This window comes from Caulobacter sp. 10L414, assembly GCF_056395525.1.
The window spans coordinates 1-19,599 of sequence record NZ_JBFTJR010000006.1 but is presented as its reverse complement, the minus strand read 5'-3'; the positions used below and the strand labels follow the sequence as shown (position 1 = coordinate 19,599).

The 19,599-nt window shown below is 68.2% G+C and carries 14 protein-coding genes and 1 tRNA gene; 9 read left to right on the top strand and 6 right to left on the bottom strand.

From position 1 onward, the window contains the following. Positions 1–145: 145 nt before the first annotated feature. The 8 genes from rhmD to AC1DCG_RS03430 all read left to right on the top strand — a co-directional run bounded on the left by rhmD (position 146) and on the right by AC1DCG_RS03430 (position 11,066). A complete protein-coding gene (gene rhmD, locus AC1DCG_RS03465; protein ID WP_165262217.1) occupies positions 146–1,324 on the top strand; it encodes an L-rhamnonate dehydratase in 1,179 nt (392 codons plus the stop codon). A gap of 42 nt (positions 1,325–1,366) precedes the next feature. Further along, positions 1,367–2,230: a 2,4-didehydro-3-deoxy-L-rhamnonate hydrolase gene (locus AC1DCG_RS03460; protein WP_477029443.1), complete on the top strand. Its 864-nt coding sequence runs from the start codon at positions 1,367–1,369 to the stop codon at positions 2,228–2,230. Then, positions 2,227–2,976 carry an SDR family NAD(P)-dependent oxidoreductase gene (locus AC1DCG_RS03455; protein ID WP_477029442.1) on the top strand — a complete coding sequence of 250 codons (750 nt, stop codon included), beginning with the start codon at positions 2,227–2,229 and terminating at the stop codon, positions 2,974–2,976. The genes AC1DCG_RS03460 and AC1DCG_RS03455 overlap by 4 nt, the downstream gene beginning before the upstream one ends. 69 nt (positions 2,977–3,045) lie before the next feature. After that, entirely contained in the window at positions 3,046–3,951 is a 906-nt protein-coding gene (locus AC1DCG_RS03450; RefSeq protein WP_477029441.1) for an amidohydrolase family protein, read from the top strand. A 29-nt stretch (positions 3,952–3,980) separates the two neighbouring features. Then, the gene (gene rhaM, locus AC1DCG_RS03445; protein ID WP_101717582.1) at positions 3,981–4,316 is read left to right on the top strand and encodes an L-rhamnose mutarotase; all 336 of its coding nucleotides are present in this window, start codon (positions 3,981–3,983) and stop codon (positions 4,314–4,316) included. 7 nt (positions 4,317–4,323) lie between these two features. Next, positions 4,324–8,100 carry a beta-galactosidase gene (locus tag AC1DCG_RS03440; RefSeq protein ID WP_477029440.1) on the top strand — a complete coding sequence of 1,259 codons (3,777 nt, stop codon included), beginning with the start codon at positions 4,324–4,326 and terminating at the stop codon, positions 8,098–8,100. A gap of 38 nt (positions 8,101–8,138) precedes the next feature. Continuing rightward, on the top strand, positions 8,139–9,248 hold the full coding sequence (bglB, locus tag AC1DCG_RS03435; RefSeq protein ID WP_477041379.1) for a beta-galactosidase BglB: 1,110 nt from the start codon (positions 8,139–8,141) through the stop codon (positions 9,246–9,248). A gap of 192 nt (positions 9,249–9,440) precedes the next feature. Further along, positions 9,441–11,066, top strand: coding sequence for an MFS transporter (locus tag AC1DCG_RS03430; protein WP_477036661.1), 1,626 nt, complete (start codon positions 9,441–9,443; stop codon positions 11,064–11,066). Between the two features lie 210 nt (positions 11,067–11,276). On the opposite strand, the gene AC1DCG_RS03425 is transcribed toward AC1DCG_RS03430, so the two are convergent. From AC1DCG_RS03425 to AC1DCG_RS03400, 6 genes are all read right to left on the bottom strand, one after another. After that, entirely contained in the window at positions 11,277–13,064 is a 1,788-nt protein-coding gene (locus tag AC1DCG_RS03425) for a PAS domain-containing hybrid sensor histidine kinase/response regulator (protein WP_477029437.1), read from the bottom strand. A 200-nt stretch (positions 13,065–13,264) separates the two neighbouring features. Further along, entirely contained in the window at positions 13,265–14,701 is a 1,437-nt protein-coding gene (locus AC1DCG_RS03420; protein WP_477029436.1) for a rhamnogalacturonidase, read from the bottom strand. Further along, on the bottom strand, positions 14,698–15,660 hold the full coding sequence (locus AC1DCG_RS03415; protein WP_477029435.1) for an alpha/beta hydrolase: 963 nt from the start codon (positions 15,658–15,660) through the stop codon (positions 14,698–14,700). Before AC1DCG_RS03415 ends, AC1DCG_RS03420 begins: the two co-directional genes overlap by 4 nt. Before the next feature lie 27 nt (positions 15,661–15,687). Beyond that, on the bottom strand, positions 15,688–16,950 hold the full coding sequence (locus AC1DCG_RS03410; protein ID WP_477029434.1) for a rhamnogalacturonan acetylesterase: 1,263 nt from the start codon (positions 16,948–16,950) through the stop codon (positions 15,688–15,690). 157 nt (positions 16,951–17,107) lie between these two features. Continuing rightward, positions 17,108–17,914, bottom strand: a complete 807-nt coding sequence (locus AC1DCG_RS03405; RefSeq protein WP_477029433.1) for a hypothetical protein — start codon at positions 17,912–17,914, stop codon at positions 17,108–17,110. A gap of 256 nt (positions 17,915–18,170) precedes the next feature. Further along, positions 18,171–18,245, bottom strand: a tRNA-Lys gene (locus AC1DCG_RS03400). Positions 18,246–18,371: 126 nt separating this feature from the next. On the opposite strand from AC1DCG_RS03400, the gene AC1DCG_RS03395 reads away from it, so the two are divergent. Next, a complete protein-coding gene (locus AC1DCG_RS03395; RefSeq protein WP_477036660.1) occupies positions 18,372–19,223 on the top strand; it encodes a hypothetical protein in 852 nt (283 codons plus the stop codon). Positions 19,224–19,599 lie beyond the last annotated feature (376 nt).

Genomic DNA, 19,599 nt, shown 5'->3' with positions numbered 1-19,599 from the left:
GGGGTCCTGCGATCAGCGTGTCATACGATGTTCTGGGGAGGTAGCGCGAACAGTCGTTCGCGTCGTTCGGCGGCCCCGCTGGCGCGCCTCCCTTGGTAGGGGCAGATCCGGTCGCGAGAAGACCGGGCGATGGTTGGAGCACGAGATGCCGCTTCCCTTGATCAAGGCTGTTCGCGCCTATGTGGTCCGCGGGGGCGGCGCCGACTATCACGACCAGGGCGAAGGCCACTGGATCGACGACCACATCGCCACCCCGATGTCGCGCTATCCCGAGTACCGCCAGAGCCGCCAGAGCTTCGGCATCAACGTGCTCGGCACCCTGGTCGTCGAGATCGAGGCCGTCGACGGCACGATCGGTTTCGCGGTGACCACCGGCGGCGAACCGGCCGCCTACATCGTCGAAAAGCACCTGGCCCGCTTCCTCGAAGGTCGTGATCCGACCGAGGTCGAGAAGATCTGGGACCAGATGTACTTCTCCACCCAGTACTACGGCCGCAAGGGTCTGGTGGTGAACGCCATCTCGGGCGTCGACCTGGCCCTCTACGACCTGATCGGCAAGCTGCGCCAGGAGCCGGTCTACGCCCTGCTCGGCGGCAAGGTCCGTGACGAGCTGACCTTCTACGCCACCGGCGCGCGTCCGGACCTGGCCAAGGAGATGGGCTTCATCGGCGGCAAGATGCCCCTGCACCACGGCCCGGCCGAAGGTGAAGAGGGCCTGCGCAAGAACCTCCTGGAACTCGAGACCATGCGCAACCGCGTGGGCGAGGACTTCTGGCTGATGTTCGACTGCTGGATGTCGCTGGACCTGAACTACGCCACCAAGCTGGCCCACAAGGCCCACGAGTATGGCCTGAAGTGGATCGAAGAGGCCCTCAGCCCCGACGACTACTGGGGCTATCGCGACCTGAAGAAGAACGCCCCTCCCGGCATGCTGGTCACCACCGGCGAGCACGAAGCCACCCGCTGGGGCTTCCGCATGCTGCTGGAGATGGAATGCTGCGACATCATCCAGCCGGACGTGGGCTGGTGCGGCGGCGTCACCGAGCTGATCAAGATCGCCAACCTGGCCGACAGCAAGGGCGTGATGATGATCCCGCACGGCTCGTCGGTGTACAGCTACCACTTCGTCATCACGCGCCATAACAGCCCGTTCGCCGAGTTCCTGATGATGGCGCCGAAGGCCGACGAAGTCGTGCCGATGTTCCATCCGCAGCTGATCGGCGAGCCCGTGCCGGTCAACGGCAAGCTCAAGCTCGGCGACGCGCCCGGCTTCGGCGTCGAACTGAACCGCGACGTCGGCCTGCACCGTCCCTACCCGCGGTAAGCCGCGTCCCCCTCCCCCATTTTCCCCTAGAGCCAGAAGACCATGAAACTGTTGCGTTACGGCCCGCGGGGCGCCGAAAAGCCCGGCCTGCTGGATTCCGAAGGCAAGATCCGCGACCTCTCGGGCCACGTGTCCGACATCACCGGCGCGGAACTGACCCCGGAAGGCCTGGCCAAGATCGCCGCCATCGACGAGACCACCCTGCCGGTGGTCGAAGGCTCGCCGCGCTACGGCGTGCCGATCGCCAATGTCGGCAAGTTCCTGGCCATCGGCCTGAACTTCGCCGACCACGCCAAGGAAGCGGGCCTGGAGCCTCCGCCCGAGCCGATCTTCTTCACCAAGGCCATCTCGTGCCTCAACGGCCCGAACGACCAGGTCATGCTGCCCAAGGGCGCCGAGAAGGGCGATTGGGAAGTCGAGCTGGGCGTCGTGATCGGCAAGCGCGCCCGCTATGTCGAGCAGGACGAAGCCCTGGACTACGTCGCCGGCTACGTGCTGGTGAACGACGTCTCCGAACGCGCCTTCCAGAAGGAGCTGGGCTCGCAGTGGGACAAGGGCAAAGGCTGCGACACCTTCGGCCCCGTGGGCCCGTGGGTCGTCACCGCCGATGAAGTGGGCGACTGCCAGAACCTCGACATGTGGCTCGACCTCAACGGCAAGCGCATGCAGACCGGCAACAGCAAGACGATGATCTTCGGCGTCGCCGAGCTGATCGCCTACATGAGCCGCTTCGTCACCCTGGAGCCGGGCGACATCCTGACCACGGGCACCCCTCCGGGCGTCGGCGAAGGCCAGAAGCCGGAAAAGATCTTCCTGAAGGCCGGCGACGTCATGACGCTGGGCATCGAGAAGCTCGGCACGCAGCGCCAGGAAGTCATCGCCTGGACCAAGGAAGGCGTCTCGTGACCGTTTACGCCAACCGTTTCGCGGGCCGCACCGCCGTCATCACCGGCGGCGCCTCGGGCCTGGGCAAGGAAACCGCTCGCCGCATCGTCGCCGAAGGCGGCAAGGTCGCCCTGTGGGACCTCAACGCCGACGCGCTGGAAGCCGCCGCCAAGGAAGTCGGCGCGACCTTCACCGTCGCGCTGGACGTCTCCGACGAAGGTCAGGTGGCCGCCGCCACCACGGCCAGCGTCGACGCCCTGGGCAAGATCGACGTGCTCGTGAACTCGGCCGGCATCACCGGCGCCACGGTTCCGGTGCACGAGTTCCCGCTCGACAGCTGGAAGCGCGTCATCGACATCAACCTGAACGGCCTGTTCTACTGCTGCCGTTCGGTGGTGCCGCACATGCTGGCGGCCGGCTACGGCCGCATCGTCAACGTTGCCTCGGTGGCCGGCAAGGAAGGCAACCCGAACGCCAGCGCCTATTCGGCGTCGAAGGCCGGGGTCATCGGCCTGACCAAGTCGCTGGGCAAGGAACTGGCCGGCAAGGGCGTCATCGCCAACAGCCTGACCCCCGCCACCTTCGAAAGCCCGATCCTGGAACAGCTGCCCGCCAGCCAGGTCGAGTACATGCGTTCGAAGATCCCGATGGGTCGCCTGGGCGAAGTCGAGGAAAGCGCCGCGATGGTCTGCTTCATGGCCAGCGAGGAGTGCAGCTTCACCACCGCCGCGACGTTCGACACGTCGGGCGGCCGGACGACCTTCTAGTTTGAGACCGGGCCCGCCCGTCCCTCGGGGCGGGCGGGCCCGGACCTTCAAGAGCCCAAGGGGACAGGCATGGCGTACGCGGGTCCGATCATCGACGCCCACATGCACCTGTGGGATCTCGACAAGCACTACTATTCCTGGCTGCAGGACGTTCCCCTGCCGGGTAACCCGGCGGGCGACATGAGCCTGATCGCCGGCAAGAACTACCTGCCCGCCGACTACGCCGCCGACGCCCTGCCCTGGCGCGTCGAAAGCCTGGTCCACGTCGAGTGCGGCCTGCCCACCGACAAGCAGCTTTCCGAGACCGACTGGCTGGAAGGCCTGATCGCCGCCGGCGCGCCTATCGGCGCCATCGTCGCCGGCGCCAACCTGGACGATCCGAACGTCGAGGCCCTGCTGGAGGCGCACGCCTCGCGGCCGCACGTGCGGGGGATCCGCCAGATCGTCAATTTCCACGAAGACCCGGCCAAGACCTACGGCCCGTCCGACCTGCTGCTCAACGACCAGTGGCGCGCGGGCTTCGGCCTGCTGGCCAGGCATGGCCTGTCGTTCGACCTGCAGCTCTATCCCGCCCAGATGGAAACCGCCGCGGCCCTGGCCGACGCCCATCCCGACATCGCGCTGGTGGTGAACCACGCCGGCATGCCGACCGACCGCGACGAGGCGGGCCTGGCGCTGTGGCGCTCGGGCATGGCCGCGCTGGCCCAGCGCCCGAACGTCACCTGCAAGGTCTCGGGCCTGGCCATGGTCGACCGCGCCTGGACGGTGGACAGCCTGCGTCCGTTCATCCTGCAGGTCATCGAGGCCTTCGGCGTCGAGCGCACCATGTTCGCCAGCAACTTCCCGGTCGAGAAGGTGCACGGCTCGTTCGACGCCTTCTACAGCGCCTACGACGCCGTCACGGCCGGGTTCAGCGACGCCGAGCGCCAGCGCCTGTTCGCCGGCACGGCCGCCGCCGTCTACCGCATCGCCTGAAAACCAAGAAACGACGCCAGGAGGAAACCATGAGCACGCTGACCGAAGGCCGCCCGATCGCCTTCCGCATGCAGCTGAAGCCCGGTGTCGCCGCCGAGTACGAGCGCCGTCACGACGAGCTGTGGCCCGACCTGGCCCAGGCCCTGCGGGAAGCCGGCATCTACGACTATTCGATCTTCCTCGACGAAGAGACCATGAGCCTGTTCGCCGTGCTTCGCCTGAAGCCCGACAACAACAAGGACGCCCTGCCCCTGCAGCCGGTGATGAAGCGCTGGTGGGACTTCATGGCCGACCTGATGGACGTCCATCCGGACAACAAGCCGGTCGAATGGCCGCTCAAGCCCGTCTTCTACTTCGAGGGCTGAGCCAGTGATGATGAAGCGTCCCGCCCTGCTCGGCCTCGCCGCCGCCCTGCTCGCCACCACCGCGCTGGCTGAGCCGACGCGCTACGTCATGACGGCGTTCACCAACGCCAGCCAGTCGAACATGAGCGTGTACGACTCGGCCGACGGCTCGCGCTTCACCCTGCAGAAGCCGCTGGCCTACACCCCGCCCAAGGGGCTGATCCGCGACCCCAGCGTCATCAAGCGCAAGGACGGCTACTACTACGTCGCCTACACCACCGGCTGGACCGGAAACACGATCGGCCTGGCCCGCAGCAAGGACCTGGTCGACTGGACCTTCCTGCGCGACGTCACCGTCGACGTGCCCGGCTCGACCAACACCTGGGCGCCGGAGTGGTTCGTCGACGCCGACGGCTCCGAGCACCTGATCCTGTCGGTCTCGACCACCGGCATCGCCGGCCAGTTCCAGCCTTACCGGATCACGGCCCAGGACGCCGACCTCGCCAGTTGGAGCGCGCCGCGCCCGCTGTCGGGCATGGGCCCCAACTACATCGACGCCTTCGTCGTGCGCGAGGGCTCGCAGTACCAGGCCTTCGCCAAGAACGAGACCACCAAGTTCATCGAGCTCCTGACCGCCCCGTCGCTGGACGGTCCCTGGCAGGTCAAGGGCGGCGGCGACTGGGCCGGCTGGGGCAAGTTCCTCGAAGGCCCCGCCCTGACCCGTACGCCTGAAGGCGCCTGGCGCATCTATTTCGACGAGTACATGGCCAAGCGCTACTGGTACTCCGACAGCACCGACGGCTTCCGCACCTGGACGCCCAAGAAGGAACTGCCCGAGCTGTCGGGCACGGTCCGCCACTTCACGGTGCTGAAGGAAGGCGGCGACCAGGCGGTCGCGGCCAAGCCGGCGCAGGCCCACAAGATCACCTGGGACAAGTACTCCCTGAAGGTCGACGGCAATCGCATCTATTCCTGGGGCGGCGAGTTCCACCCCTTCCGCGTGCCCAGTCCCGACCTGTGGCGCGACATCCTCCAGAAGATGAAGGCCAGCGGCTACAACACCGTCGCGATCTACATCGACTGGGGCTACCACTCGCCCAAGCAGGGGGTCTACGACTTCTCGGGCATCCGCGACATGGATCGCGTGCTGACCATGGCCAAGGAAGAAGGCCTCTACGTCATCACCCGCGCCGGGCCGTACGTGAACGCCGAGCTGACGCGCGGCGGCTTCCCGGGCCACCTGGTCAACCAGCAGGCCCGCGCCCGCACCGACGCGCCGGAATACATCCAGGCCGCCGACGAGTGGCTGAGCCAGATCAACAAGGTCATCGCCCGCCACCAGCTGACCACCGGCCAGGGCACGGTCATCGCCCACCAGATCGAGAACGAGCTCGACGTCGTCGGCGCCCCGCAGCAGCGCTACATGCAGTGGCTGGCCGACAAGGCCCGCGCGGATGGCATCACCGTCCCGCTGTTCCACAACGACAAGGGCCGCAACGGCTACTGGGTGCCCAAGGGCTCCAACGTGCCCGGCGCGGTCGAAGGCCCGACCGACCTCTACGCCTTCGACGGCTATCCGGGCGGATCGTGCAAGGTCGACTCGACCCCCTCCTCGCCCGGCGTGGCGCCCGACTGGGGCCTCTACGGCGCCGGCGGGGCCAAGGGCGGCGCTTCGGCCAGCCCCAACACGCCCGGCTTCGCGGCCGAGTTCGGCGGCGGCTGGTTCGACTACTGGGGCAGCAACGGCGACTACGACTGCACCGCCATCCATCGCGGCGTCGGCTACCAGCGGGTGTTCTACGGAACCAACATCGCCAACGGCCTGACGATCCAGAGCTTCTACATGACCTATGGCGGCACCTCGTGGGGCTGGTCGCCGGCCCCGGTGGTGTTCAGCTCCTACGACTACGGCTCGGCCATCGACGAGGCCCGCGGCCTGCGCGACAAGGCCCGCGTCATGAAGCAGATGGGCCAGTTCCTGAACGCCGTTCCGGACCTGACCCGCATGGACAAGGGCGAGGCCGTCGTTCCCTCGAACGACAAGGTCCGCGTCTATCACAACGTCAACGCCGAGACCGGCAGCCACCTCTATGTGGTGATCCACAACCCCAGCAGCGCCACCGGCGACGAGGCCTTCACCTTCAAGGTCAAGACCCGCGACGGCGAGTACGTGGTCCCCTCGCGGATCAAGGGCCAGGACAGCAAGATGCTGATGGCCAGCTACGACCTGGGCGGCCAGCGTCTCGTCTATTCGACGTCCGAGATCCAAACCCACCTGCCCTGGAACGGCGGGGACCTGGCCTTGATGTACGGCCGCGCCGGCGAGGCCGGCGAAACCGTCCTGCGCTACGCCGAGGCCCCCAAGGTCGAGGTGCTGGAAGGCCAGGTCTCGTCGAGCTTCGACGCCGCCAAGGGCGACCTGAAGCTCTCCTACACTCACACGGGCCTGGCCCGCGTGCGCATCACCGGCGGCGGCCGTCCGCCGCTCGTGCTGCTGCTGGCCGACGAGGCCACGGGTCAGACCTTCTGGCGCCAGGACACCGCCGCCGGCCCCACCCTGCAACGCGGCCCCGGCCTCGTCCGCTCGGCCAGCGTCAAGGGCGCGGTCCTGTCGCTGACCGGCGACACCGAAACCGAAAGCCCGCTCGAAGTCTTCGCCCCCAAGGGCGTCAAGACCGTCCGCTGGAACGGCGCCGCCGTCGCCGCCAAGGCCACGACGTCGGGCTCGCTGCTGGCGTCCAAGTCGCTGGCCGGCCCGACCGCCGTCACCGTGCCCGACCTCGCCAAGCTCGACTGGAAGACCGCCGCCGGCTCGCCGGAGTCGGATCCGGCGTTCGACGACAGCGCCTGGGCCAAGGCCGAAGGCAAGCGCGGCGGCTCCACCGTGCGTCCGCCGACGGGCCAGCCGGCGCTCGACATGAGCACCCACGGCTTCCACCACGGCGACGTCTGGTATCGCGGCCGCTACAAGGGCCGCGCCGACATCGACACCCTGACCCTGCACTACGGCGCCGGCGGCGCCGGCATGCTGCAGGTCTGGCTGGACGGCAAGTTCCTGGGCCAGCACGAGCTGGACGGCGGCCTGCCCCGCCCGATCACCACGGGCGTGGCGACCTTCAAGCTGCCGGAAGACCTGCGCGGCGACGGCGAGCATGTGCTGTCGGTGATGGTCCGCAACAACGGCCATAACTGGGACCTGGACGCCGACGACTTCCACAAGGAAGCCCGCGGCCTGGTCTCGGCCTCGCTGTCGAGCCCGACGAGCTACAGCTTCGCCGTGCCGATCAGCTGGAAGATCCAGGGCAACAAGGGCGGCGAGGACATCGCCGATCCGGTGCGCGGCCCGATGAACGAAGGCGGCCAGTACGGCGAACGCAACGGCTGGCACCTGCCGGGCTTCCCCGACCAGGGCTGGACCAAGGCCGACATGGGCGCCACTCAGCCCTATGCCGGCACCACCTGGTACCGCACCAACTTCGACCTGGCCCTGCCCAAGGACCAGGACGTGACGCTGGGCCTGACGATCGGCGATCCGAAGACCCCGCGCTCGCCCGGCCGCTACCGCGTGCTGATCTTCGTCAACGGCTGGAACATGGGCCAGTTCATCGCCCACGTCGGCCCCCAGCGGACCTTCGTGCTGCCCAACGGCATCGTCGATCCGCACGGCAAGAACACCATCGCCCTGGCCGTGACCAGCGACGGCGCCCACGGCGACGCCCTGGAAGCGGTCAAACTGGAAGTGCTGCGCAACGTGGAAGGCGGCGTCCCCGTCGCCCGCGTCCCCGCGCCGAACTACAAGCAGTAGGCCCCCGCCTACCCCGAACTTACCTTTAGGAGACTACCGTGCCCAATCTCGCTCACGGCATCGAGGCCAAGGACGTCAAGGCCAAGATCGCCCTTCTGATCAGCAACCTCGTCGACATCACCGACGAGACGGGCGAGTTCCTGCTGCGCCTCGACGACGGCCGCGTCATCGACACCAAGGGCTGGAACGACTGGGAATGGACCCACGGCGTGGGCCTCTACGGCCTGTGGAAGCAGTACGAGATGTACGGCGACGAGCGCGCCTTCGACATCATGACCAAGTGGTTCGCCGACCGCTTCRAGGCCGGCACCCCGACCAAGAACATCAACACGGTCTCGCCGTTCCTGACCCTGGCCTACCTCTACGAGGCCACCGGCGACCACACCTACATCCCCTATCTCGAGACCTGGGCCGACTACGTCATGTACGAGGGTCCGCGCACCGAGGAAGGCGGCTTCCAGCATATCGTGTTCAACAGCGAGAACCCGCAGCAGCTGTGGGACGACACGCTGATGATGAGCGTGCTGCCGCTGGCCAAGATCGGCCTGCTGCTCGACCGCCCCGACTTCGTCGAGGAGGCCAAGCGCCAGTTCATGGTCCACATCAAGTACCTGGCCGACCGCAAGACCGGCCTGTGGTTCCACGGCTGGACCTTCGAGGGCCGTCACAACTTCGCCGACGCCCTGTGGGCCCGCGGGAACTGCTGGGTGACGATCGCCATCCCGGAATTCATCGAGCTGCTCGACCTGAAGCCGGGCGACGGCCTGCGCGCCTTCCTGATCGACGCGCTGGAAGCCCAGATCAAGGCCCTGACCGAGTACCAGGACCAAGAGACGGGCCTGTGGCACACGATCATCAACGACAAGACCTCGTACCTTGAAGCCTCGGCCACCGCCGGCTTCGCCTACGGCGTCCTCAAGGCCGTCCGCAAGCGCTACATCGGCAAGGAATACGAAGCCGTCGCCATCCGCGCCATCAAGGGCGTGCTGGCCAACATCGACGACGCCGGCGAACTGCAGCAGGTCTCGTTCGGCACCCCGGTGTTCGACACGATCCAGGGCTACAAGGACATCCCGCTGACCTCAATGCCGTACGGCCAGTCGCTGGCCATGCTGGCGCTGGGCGAGTTCCAGCGCGCCTTCATCTAGGGCTGAATACTTCTGAGCCGTTCCCAACCACCGTGTGTCCCCGCGAAGGCGGGGACCCAAGCCGAGCCAACCGGGCAAGCCCTGGAAACGCAGCTTGGATCCCCGCCTTCGCGGGGATGATCGGAAAAGGGAACGGTTCAACGCCTAAGGCCCGTCAGAGGCCTTTTCGAATACCTTGGGAATGAGACGCACATGGCCACGCCAGACGCCCGCAAACCGTCCTGGATCAACTATTGGGGCTGGGGCTCCGGCGACATGCTGGGGGCCGGCGCGCAAGCCGTGATCACCGGCTGGCTGGCCTACTTCTTCATCACCTTCTGCGGGCTCACGCCGATCGAAACCGGCATGATCCTGGGCCTGCCGCGCCTGCTCGAGGCGATCACCTGCCCGCTGATCGGCTACATCTCCGACAACCTGCGCCACACCTGGATCGGCCGTAAGGTCGGGCGGCGGAAGATCTTCCTGCTGCTGACCATCCCGCTGCTGCCCAGCTTCGCCCTGATCTTCGTGTCGGGCCAGACCTTCACCTACTACCTGGTGACGTTCATCTTCTTCGAGTTCGTCTACACGATGTTCCTGATCCCGTGGGAAACCCTCGCGGCGGAAATGACGAAGGATTACAAGGAGAAGGCCAAGTTCGCGGGCGCGCGCATGCTGATCGCCCAAAGCTCGGCGATCCTGGCCTCGTACTTGCCCACGCTGATCATCAACAACTTCGGCGGCAAGGACAGCTCCAACACCTTCCTGATCATGGCGGCCATCTTCGGCGGCCTGTTCAGCCTGGTCGTGGTGCTGGTGGTGCTGTTCACCTGGGAGCGCCCCTACACCGAAGACGAAAAGCTGATCCAGCCCGAGGCCATGGACTGGGGCAAGGCGGCGCTGATCCCGGTCAACATGTTCCGCGACCTGTTCTCGACCCTGAAGCTGAAGGCCTTCCGCCAGCACCTGTCGCTCTATCTGGGCGGCTACATCAGCCAGGACATCTTCAACACCGCCTTCCCGCTGTTCGTGGCCACGGTGATGGTCGGCTCGACCCTGGTGATCTCCCAGGCGATGACGATGATGTACTTCGCCCAGCTGATCTCGGTGATGATCGCCATCCGCGTGATCATCAAGACCGGTCCGACGGCCGCCTACCGCATGGCCATCACCTTCGTCGGCGCGGCCCTGCTGCTGTTCCTGGGCTTCTACCTCGTCAAGCCGGCCGGCTTCGCCGCGGGCGTCGAGGGCCTGCACGGCAACATCTTCAACGCCGCCGGTTCGGGCTTCAACCCCACGGTCCTGTTCTGGCTGTTCCTGCCGATCATCCTGGCGGGCCTGGGCCGCGGCACGCTGAACTTCGTGCCCTGGGGCGTCTACAACTACCTGCCCGACGTCGACGAGGCCGTCACCGGCCAGCGCCGCGAGGGCATCTTCGCCGGCGTCATGACCTTCGTGCGCAAGATCGCCCAGTCGGGCGCCATCCTGCTGACCACCACCCTCCTGGGCCTGGGCGGCTTCGTCTCGGGCGGCAAGGGCCAGGTGGTCCAGCAGACGCCCCAGGCCATTCACACCCTGGTGCTGATCATGGTCGGCGGCCCGATCCTGGTGATGGTCACCGGCATGATCATCTCGTGGAAGTTCCGCCTCAACGCCAAGACCCACGAGGTCCTGGTCCACGAGGTCGAACGCCTGCGCGCCGGCGCGACCGAAGCCGAGACCCCCGAGTCCAAGGCCATCGTCGAGGATCTCACCGGCTGGAAGTACGAACGCCTCTGGGGCCGCGGCGAAAAGGCCAGCCCCCCGGTCGGCAGCGACCAGATCCCCGACATCAACTGAGACTGATCCCTCTCCCCTTGCGGGAGAGGGCGGCCTCCCGAAAGGGAGGTCGGATGAGGGGTCTCCCAGAAGCCAAACGCCGCGACAGCCGATCGGCCGTCGCGGCGTTTTCGTTCGTGCAACCCCTCATCCGTCGACTACGTCGACACCTTCTCCCGCAAGGGAAGAAGGACGAGACCCAAGACCCTCCCCCTTCGGGGAGAGGGTCTGTCAGGCCGCCTCGGCCTGCCCCCACCGCGCCACCATCTCCAGCAGCCGCGAGGGATTGATCGGCTTGCCCAGGTGGTCGTCCATGCCGGCCGCCATGCAGGTGGCCACCTGCTCGGGCAGCACGTTGGCGGTCATGGCCACGATCGGGGTGCGCAGGCCGATCGGCTCCAGCGCCCGGATGCGGCGGGTGGCCGTCAGGCCGTCCATCACCGGCATCTGCACGTCCATGAGGACGAGGTCGTAGGCCTTGCCGGCCTTGAAGGCGTCGACCGCCGCCACCCCGTCCACGGCCGTCTCCACCTCGACGTCGAACGGCGCCAGCAGCGCGCCGATCAGTTCGCGGTTGGCCGCGTTGTCCTCGACCAGCAGCAGCCGCACGGGCCGGTCCAGCGCCGCCGGCTGCGGCGCGGGGGGCAGGTCGTTGGCCACCGTCTCGGTCACCGGCAGCTCGACCTCGAACCAGAAGGTCGAGCCCTGGCCGGCGACGCTGTCGACGCCGATCTGGCCGCCCATGGCCTCGATGATCCGCTTGCAGATCGCCAGGCCCAGGCCCGTGCCGCCGAACCGGCGCGAGACCCCGGCGTCGGCCTGGATGAAGCGCTCGAACACCGCCTCGTGCATGTCGTCGGGCAGGCCGATGCCGCTGTCGCGCACCGCCATCCGCAGGCGCTGGCCCAGGGCCGAGCTCTCCTGGTTCACGCTGATGACGATCTGCCCCTCGCTGGTGAACTTCACCGCGTTGGACAGGAAGTTCAGCAGCACCTGGTTCAGCCGCGCGGAGTCGCCCAGCAGCGGCTTGAGGCCCGGGCCGAACTCGATCAGCACCGGCAGGCCCTTGGCCTGGGCCTGGCTCTCGATCAGGGCCGCGGCCGAACGGGCGATCTCGCAGGGCTTGAACGGCTCGGCGTCCAGCTCCAGCCCGGCCTCCAGGCGCGAGAAATCCAGCACGTCGTTGATGACGCCCAGCAGGGTGTTGCTGGCCTCGTGGATCAGGCGCACCTGCCGCGCGTCGGTCTCGTCCAGGGCTGACGACTGCCGCAGCAGGCCTGAAAAGCCGATGATCGCCGTCAGCGGCGTACGCAGCTCGTGGGTCATGTTGGCCAGGAAGTCGGCCTTGGCCGCCGCGGCCGCCTGGGCCTGGTGCGCGGCCGTGGCCAGCTCCTGCGCCAGGCGCTTGCGCTCGGTGATGTCGCGGCTGGTGGCGATGAAGCCGCCGCCCTCCTCCTTGGGCACCAGCGAATAGGTGCTCTCGATCCAGATCGTCTGGCCGTCCTTGCGGCGGAACTGGTACTCCAGCGTGCTGCTGTCGCTGGGCGTCTGCAGCGTGCGGATGGCCGCCACGGCCTGGGCGCCGTCCTCCTCGCTGACCCCAAGCAGGTTGGGCGCGACCAGGAACTCGGCGGGGGTGTAGCCCGTCAGCCGCTCGATGGCGGGCGAGTTGTAGCGCCTGCGCCCATCGGGCCACCACATCGACAGGGCGTCGGTCAGGTTGTTGGCCAGGATCCGGTACAGCGACTCGTGCTCGCGCAGGCGCGACAGGGTCCGCTCGGCCTCGCGGCGGCGGCGCTCGGCCTCCTCGGCCGTCTGGCGCTGGATCTTCAGGCTCTGCGAGAGGTCAAGCTTGGCGGCCTTCAGGTTCAGCCGCTGGCTGTGCAGGACATAGAACAGCGGCCCGCCCACGATGACGACGATGACCATCGTCATCCACGGCGTGAACACCTCGGCGCGCTTCAGGATCAGGATGTTGACGCAGTAGTCCGTCGTCACCGCCATCAGCGCGGCCAGCACGACAGTCGCAACGGTTCTCAGGAACGTGGCTAGAAACATGGCCCCAGGGTCGACGTCACGCCGGATCGAAACGGCTCGATCCCGTTCCTTTTCGCTCATCTAGGAAGCGAAGGTGCTAAAATCGACGCGCATGGGTCATCAAATCTACCTGCGCGACGCTAAGCCGCACTGTAGGCCCCGCCCCGAGGGGCGGCGCCGGGCTACCGCCTGACGAAACGCTGGGCCGCCATGTCCTCGCCGTCGATCCGCACTGCCGCCCGGGCGTCAGCGCCGCCGCTCAGCGCCAGGCCCTCGATCACCAGCCCCCGCACGTGCCGCGCCCACAGGCCCCAGGCCGGGGGATCGCCGAACATCCGCGGCTCGGGATAGGCGTCCTCCAGCTGCGCCGGCTCGACGCCCGCCTCCCCCGCCCCGCCCAGGAAGCTGAGGGTCAGGTTCTCCAGCCGCACGTCCTCGATCGGATGCTCGGCCAGGCCCGCCAGGATCACCGGCAGGTCGGCCTTCGCCGTCTCGCCCGACAGGTTGCGCACGCTCACCCGGCGCAGCGCGCCCGGCCGCGTCCCCTCCGGGCCGCGCAGCCGCGCGCCCAGCCGCAGGAACAGCGGCGCGCTGGTCATCTCGACCAGCCGCACGTTGTCGATCTCGACGTCCTCGATGGTCCCGCCGTCGACGGTCTCTAGCGCCAGCCCGCGCGAGCGCTCCAGAACGCAGTCCGTGATGCGGATCCGCCGGAAGTCGCCGTTGCTCTCGGTGCCGATCTTGATGCGGCCGGTCACCCGATCCTGGTCGGGCGAGATCTGCTGCTCGCGCCCCAGCGTGCCGTCCAGCACCGTGCCCGGATCGAAGCCCGAGACGTGGCAGCGGGTGATCTCGACGTCCTGCGTGGGCAGCGCCGCGCCCAGCGCCATCGAGGCCTTCAGCACGATCGCGTCGTCGTTGGGGGTGTTGACCCGGCAGTCGCTGATGCGCACGCGCGAGCAGCCGTCGATGTCCAGGCCGTCGCGGTTGGTGTCGACCAACAGGTTCTCGATGACCAGGTCCTCGCAGCCGGTGGCCAGCACCGCGAAGTGCCCGCCGCGCACCAGCGTGAAGCCCGACAGCCGCACGTTCCGGCAGCGCTTGAGCCCGATCGCCTTGTTGCCCTGGCCGATCATCGCCGCCCGTTCGGGCACGAGCTCGGCCATGGCCTCGGCCGACAGGCCCACCATGCTCAGCGGAAACTCGCCCGCCTGCCGGCGCCAGCGCGAGCCCGGCCCCTCGCGGGTCAGGCCCTCGCCGTCGATGCGGCCGGGGCCTTCGATGGCCACGTCCTCCAGGTCTTCGCCCCAGAGCAGGCTGTTGCGCCAGTGGCTGTGCCCGAAGTCCTGGTAGAGGTCGTGCGGGTTCTCTTCCGGCGGATCGTAGGCGCCGCCGTGCCGGGCCGGATCGGCGGCGACCAGCACGCAGCCCTCCTCCAGCTTCAGCCGCACGCCGCCGGCCAGCCGAATCGAAAAGCAGAGATAGCGCCCCGCCGGCAGCCGCACGGTCCCGCCGCCGGCCGCGCGGGCGGCCTGGACGGCGGCGTTGATCGCGTCGGTGTCCAGCGTCTCGCCGTCGCCCATGGCCCCGAAGGACCGGACGTCGAAGACCTGGCTCACGCGTAGAGGCCGTGGCGGCGCAGGAACGGCGGCAGCAGCTGCGGCCAGCCCATGTCCATGCCCTGCGGACCGGTCACGCCGAAGCCGTGGCCGCCCTTCTCGAACATGTGCAGCTCGCTGGGCACGCCGGCCGCGCGCAGCGCCGAGTACAGCAGCAGGGAATTGTCGGCCGGCACCACCTTGTCGTCGGCGGCGGTGGCGATGAAGGTCGGCGGGGTGTCGGCCGGCACGTCCAGCTCCAGCGACGCGGCCTTGCGGCGCGCTTCGGAGGCGTCGCCGGCCAGCAGTTCCCGCATCGAGGCGCCGTGCGCGAACGGCGCCTGCATGGTCACCACCGGATAGAACAGCCCCGCCACCGACGGCCGGGTCGACAGCTTGTCGAGGGCGTCGATCGGCGCGTAGGTGTCGCGCTTGAACTGGGTGGCCAGCCGCCCGGCCAGGTGTCCGCCGGCCGAGAAGCCCATCACCCCGACGCGCGCCGGATCAAGGCCCAGCTCGCCCGCGCGCGAGCGGATGATGCGGATCGCCCGCTGGGCGTCCTGCAAGGCCACGTCCGGTCCCGCCGCCCAGCCGTCGGCCGGTAGGCGATAGGTCATGACGAAGGCGGTCACGCCCTGGTCGGCGATCCACCTGTCGATCGCCCCGCCGGCCTTGCTGACCGCCACGCGCTTGTAGCCGCCGCCAGGGATCATCAGGATCGCCGCGCCGTTGGGCTTTTCCGGCCGGCGCATCATCAGCACCGGGTCGGTGATGTTGAGGAAGGCCGTGTCGTTGGGATCGCCGCCCGGCGTGCGCAGGATCACCTGCTCCTTGACCGTCACCTTCTCGCCGCCCGGAGCCTTGCCCGGCCAGATCGGCTGGATCTCCAGCGTCGGCCTGGCGCCTTGCGGGGCCTGGGCCAGGGCGGGGCTGGCGGCGGTCGCGCCGGCCAGGGCCAGCAGGGAGCGACGGTCGATCATCGGATACCTCTTACCTCGCAAGGAGGATCAATTGCCGCGCAGGGCCGCGTTGCTGCGGGCCGCGCTGGGAGCCATGACGAAGCTGTCGGGAGGCGTCGGCTTGGCCGGATCGAACGCGCCGGCGTCGGCCGAAAGATGGCGCGCCAGTTCGGGAACGCCGGCCCTGATCCCCTCGACGATGCAGCGGGCCAGCTCATAGGCGCCGTAGTTGTCGTGGTGGGTGATGTCCTTGCCGCCGTCGGCGAAGGCCTTGGGCGACTGCGCCGGGCCCAGGGCCTCGTAGAACACGCGGCTCATCGCGGCCAGGTCGATGACCGGCACGCCCAGTTCCTGGCCCACCGCCAGCACCGCGGCCGGATAGTCGCCGTGGGTGTTGATGATCCTGCCCTCGCCGTCGAAGCGCCGGCGGTGCATCGAGGTCACCAGCACGGGCGTGGCCTTCCTGCGCCGGAACTCGCCGACATAGGCCCGCAGATAGTCGCGATAGGTGCTGTCGGCGGCCACATAGGTCTGGGGCCAGTTTTCCTTCTGGTCGTTGTGGCCGAACTGGATCAGCGCGAAGTCGCCGGCCCGCGTCTGGCTCAGCACCTTGTCCAGCCGGTGCTCCATCAGGAACGACTTCATGGTCTCGCCGGACTCGGCGTGGCTGGCCACCGACACGGTCGGCGCGAAGAACCTGGGCAGCATCTGCCCCCAGCCGGCGGCCGGCTCGAACGGCTGGTCGGTGACCGTGGAATCGCCCAGCAGGAAGACGCGCGGCACGCTGGCGGGCTCGACGATCATGCGGGCCACCTTCGGAGCCGGCCCGCAGAACTCCACCGTCAGCCTGTCGTCCCAGTTGGGCGTGCCCTTCTCGCGCGGATTGAGGATCACGCCGGTCCCGCCCGGGGCGTTCTTCGGCGGCGGCGGCAGCGAGGCGTCGCGGACATTGACCACGAACGTCACCTCGCGGCGCTCCTTGGCCTTGGTGCGGATCTGCTCGGCCATCAGCCGACGGGATTCGGCCTTCACGGTCAGGTCCGCGCCGCCCTCGACCTCTAGCGTCACGCGCCAGTCGCCTTCCGGCGCGGCGACCGAGAACGACCGCCCCTCGCCCGGCTCGAAGCCGTAGCCCAGGGCGGCGTCGTACAGCCGGTCGGCGGCGACGGGCGTGAAGCCCTCGCGCGGCCTGGCGGTGAAATCGAACCTGCGGGTCGTCACTTGTCGCGCCTGTGCTCCAACGGCCGTCAGCAGCGAGGCCGACACCATCCCGACCAGGACCTCGCGCCGTCGCGCGCCCTTGACGTCCATGATCGCACCTCCCGAACCGCCACGCGTCGATCCCGGAAGGTCGACGTCCTTGGCCGGACCATCCCGAAGAACAGGAGGCAGCGCAAGCAATTTCACATGTCAGAAAGCAATCCCGAATTGTGGGATTACAGGATCCGCGACGTCCGGCGTCGAAACCTCAGTTCGCCTTCGCGCTCCAGCCCTGCAGCACTTCGTCCTGCGGGAACAGCTGCAGCCCGTTGCGAAGCCCGACCGAGGTCCAGAACGGCGACTTGCGGATGACCAGGCCCCGGTACGCGATCGAGCGATAATAGATCGGCACCTTGCGGCGAAGCGGCTTGAGCAGCCGGCGCAGCGCCCGCAGGTCGCCGTCCAGCGCGGCCCGGAACATCACCTTGGCCGTCTCGCTGCTGGCGACCATGCGAATCGTGTCGTGGTCCATGAAGGGCGCGTGCACCTCTTCGATCCGGCCGACCTTGCGGATCAGCTCCACGTGCTCGCGATCCAGCGGCTGATAGGGGTCGTAGACGATGATCGAGCGCCCCGGCAGGCTTCGCACGGCCTCGCCGCCGTTCAGGTCCTGGCGGAAGAACTCCTGGTAGCGCTTGTCGTGCGGGACCAGCGCCGGATCCAGCGAGAACTGCGGCGAGAACGCCAGGGTGGTGGTGGCGCCCAGCGTCTTGCCGTGCGCCAGCGCGGCGTACGCGCCCATGCTGTTGCCGTAGGCCAGCACCTCCCGATAGTCCGACAGCACGCCGCGAACGCGCCTGGCGATCTCCTCGATGTCCTTGGCGGGGAACCAGTTGGGCCGCTTGGCGACCACGCCGACGCAGCCGATGTCCAGCTTGCGCACGACCGGCGAGGCCCAGAAGTCTTCTTCGTCGGGCCGAAATCCGAGACTATTGAAGGTAATGAGGGCGTAGGGCGCACTTCCCAACCGGAAGTACGCCTTCAGATTCTCGGTTTCGATCCAAGGCTGCATCATTGGTTGCAGATTACCATCGAAGCCCGACCTCGAAACCGGATATTTTGCAATGTATCCGATGTGAAACCTAAACGAAGACTCTCCGGGACGGCGGCGCCGCACGGCCCGCGACGCCCGGCGGCGGATTCGGCGATTCGATCCCCGACCGTCCCCGAACCGGGCTTCGGACCAGGCGCGCGCCGTTCCCGATGATGCGTCGCCTCGGCGGACGCCCCGTCGGGGCGATCCGCTAAGTCGTTATTCTTCAAAGGAAAGTTGGTAGGCCGGCTGGGACTCGAACCCAGGACCATTCGATTAAAAGTCGAATGCTCTACCACTGAGCTACCGGCCCGCTGTCGACACGGAGGTAGGCCGTGGAAGCGGCGCGGAACATAGTCGGGCCACGTCTGCGTCGCAAGCTCGCTTTCATGTTTCACGGCGGATGACGACACGGCTCGTCGCGCGTTAGGGTCAAGTCATGCGAAGCCTGCTTCTCCTCGCCGTCGCGCTCCCCCTGCTGGCCGCCTGCGCGAGCACGCGCCAGCCCGAGCCCGAGGTTTCCAAGGCTCCGGCCGAGGTCGACTCTCCAGACAAGATCCAGACCACCTCGGAGGCCAACAAGGACGGCCTGTCGGGCGCGGTCACCGCGCCGCTGCGCGACGTCAACCTGATGCGCACCAAGATCCCGCCCGTGCTGCTGGAGGCCATGCAGGATCCCTACGCCCGCCCCCAGCCCTCCAGCTGCGGCCAGCTGACCGCCCTGGTGAAGCCGCTCGACGCGGCGCTGGGGATCGATCTCGACCAGGTGCCGCCGGGCGAGGACGAAGACCTGATGGACCGCGGCCGCAAGGCGGCCGGCGACGCCGCCCTCGGGGCCATGGCCAGCGCGGCCCAGGACCTGATCCCCATGCGCGGCTGGGTCCGCAAGCTGTCGGGCGCCGAGAAGCACGACCGCCTCGTGCAGTCGGCCATGGCCGCCGGCGCCGTGCGCCGCGCCTATCTGAAGGGCCTGGGCGAGGCGCGCGGCTGCATGCCCCCGGCCACGCCCCAGCACCGCGGCGAGCCCCAGCCCGAACCGGCCAAGAAGCGTCGCTTCCCGTTCATGGGCGGCAAGGACGAGCCGCCGCCTCCCCCGCCCAAGCCCAAGCCCTCGGTCGTCGGCCCCACCGTCGAGCCGATCCCCGACGTCCACGCCCCGCCGGCCGCCGCCGCGCCCGCGCCTGCGCCCGAAGCCGCCAAGGGCAAGCGCAAGCCCGCCTACCCCATCACCCCCGTCCCCGCCGCCCCGCAACCGACCCAGCCCACGACGCCGCAAGGCCCGACCAGCTAAGCCCCCATAAGCCCCCATAAGCCCCTCTCCCGGAGGGGAGAGGGAGGGTGAGGGGTTACGGTGTCAGCTGGCGTGCCGGCACGCCGTCGACCGTCCCTAACCCCTMATCCGACCTGCTTCGCAGGCTACCTTCTCCCTCCAGGGAGAAGGAACAGGAGCCGGACGGGGATAGAGCAGCGTGGATCCCCGGCGTTCGCCGAAAAGAACCCAACCAATCCAGCCACTTGCAACTTTCTCAGCCAATTCAATCAGACGCGCTGAAACCCGGGTCATAATCAAAGCCGTCCCCGCCATGGGGAGGGCTCTTGGTACCGGCCCAAGCGTGGCGAGGACCGCATCGAGCGGGGCCGCAAGAAGGTCTCGGGAAGGCGGGACA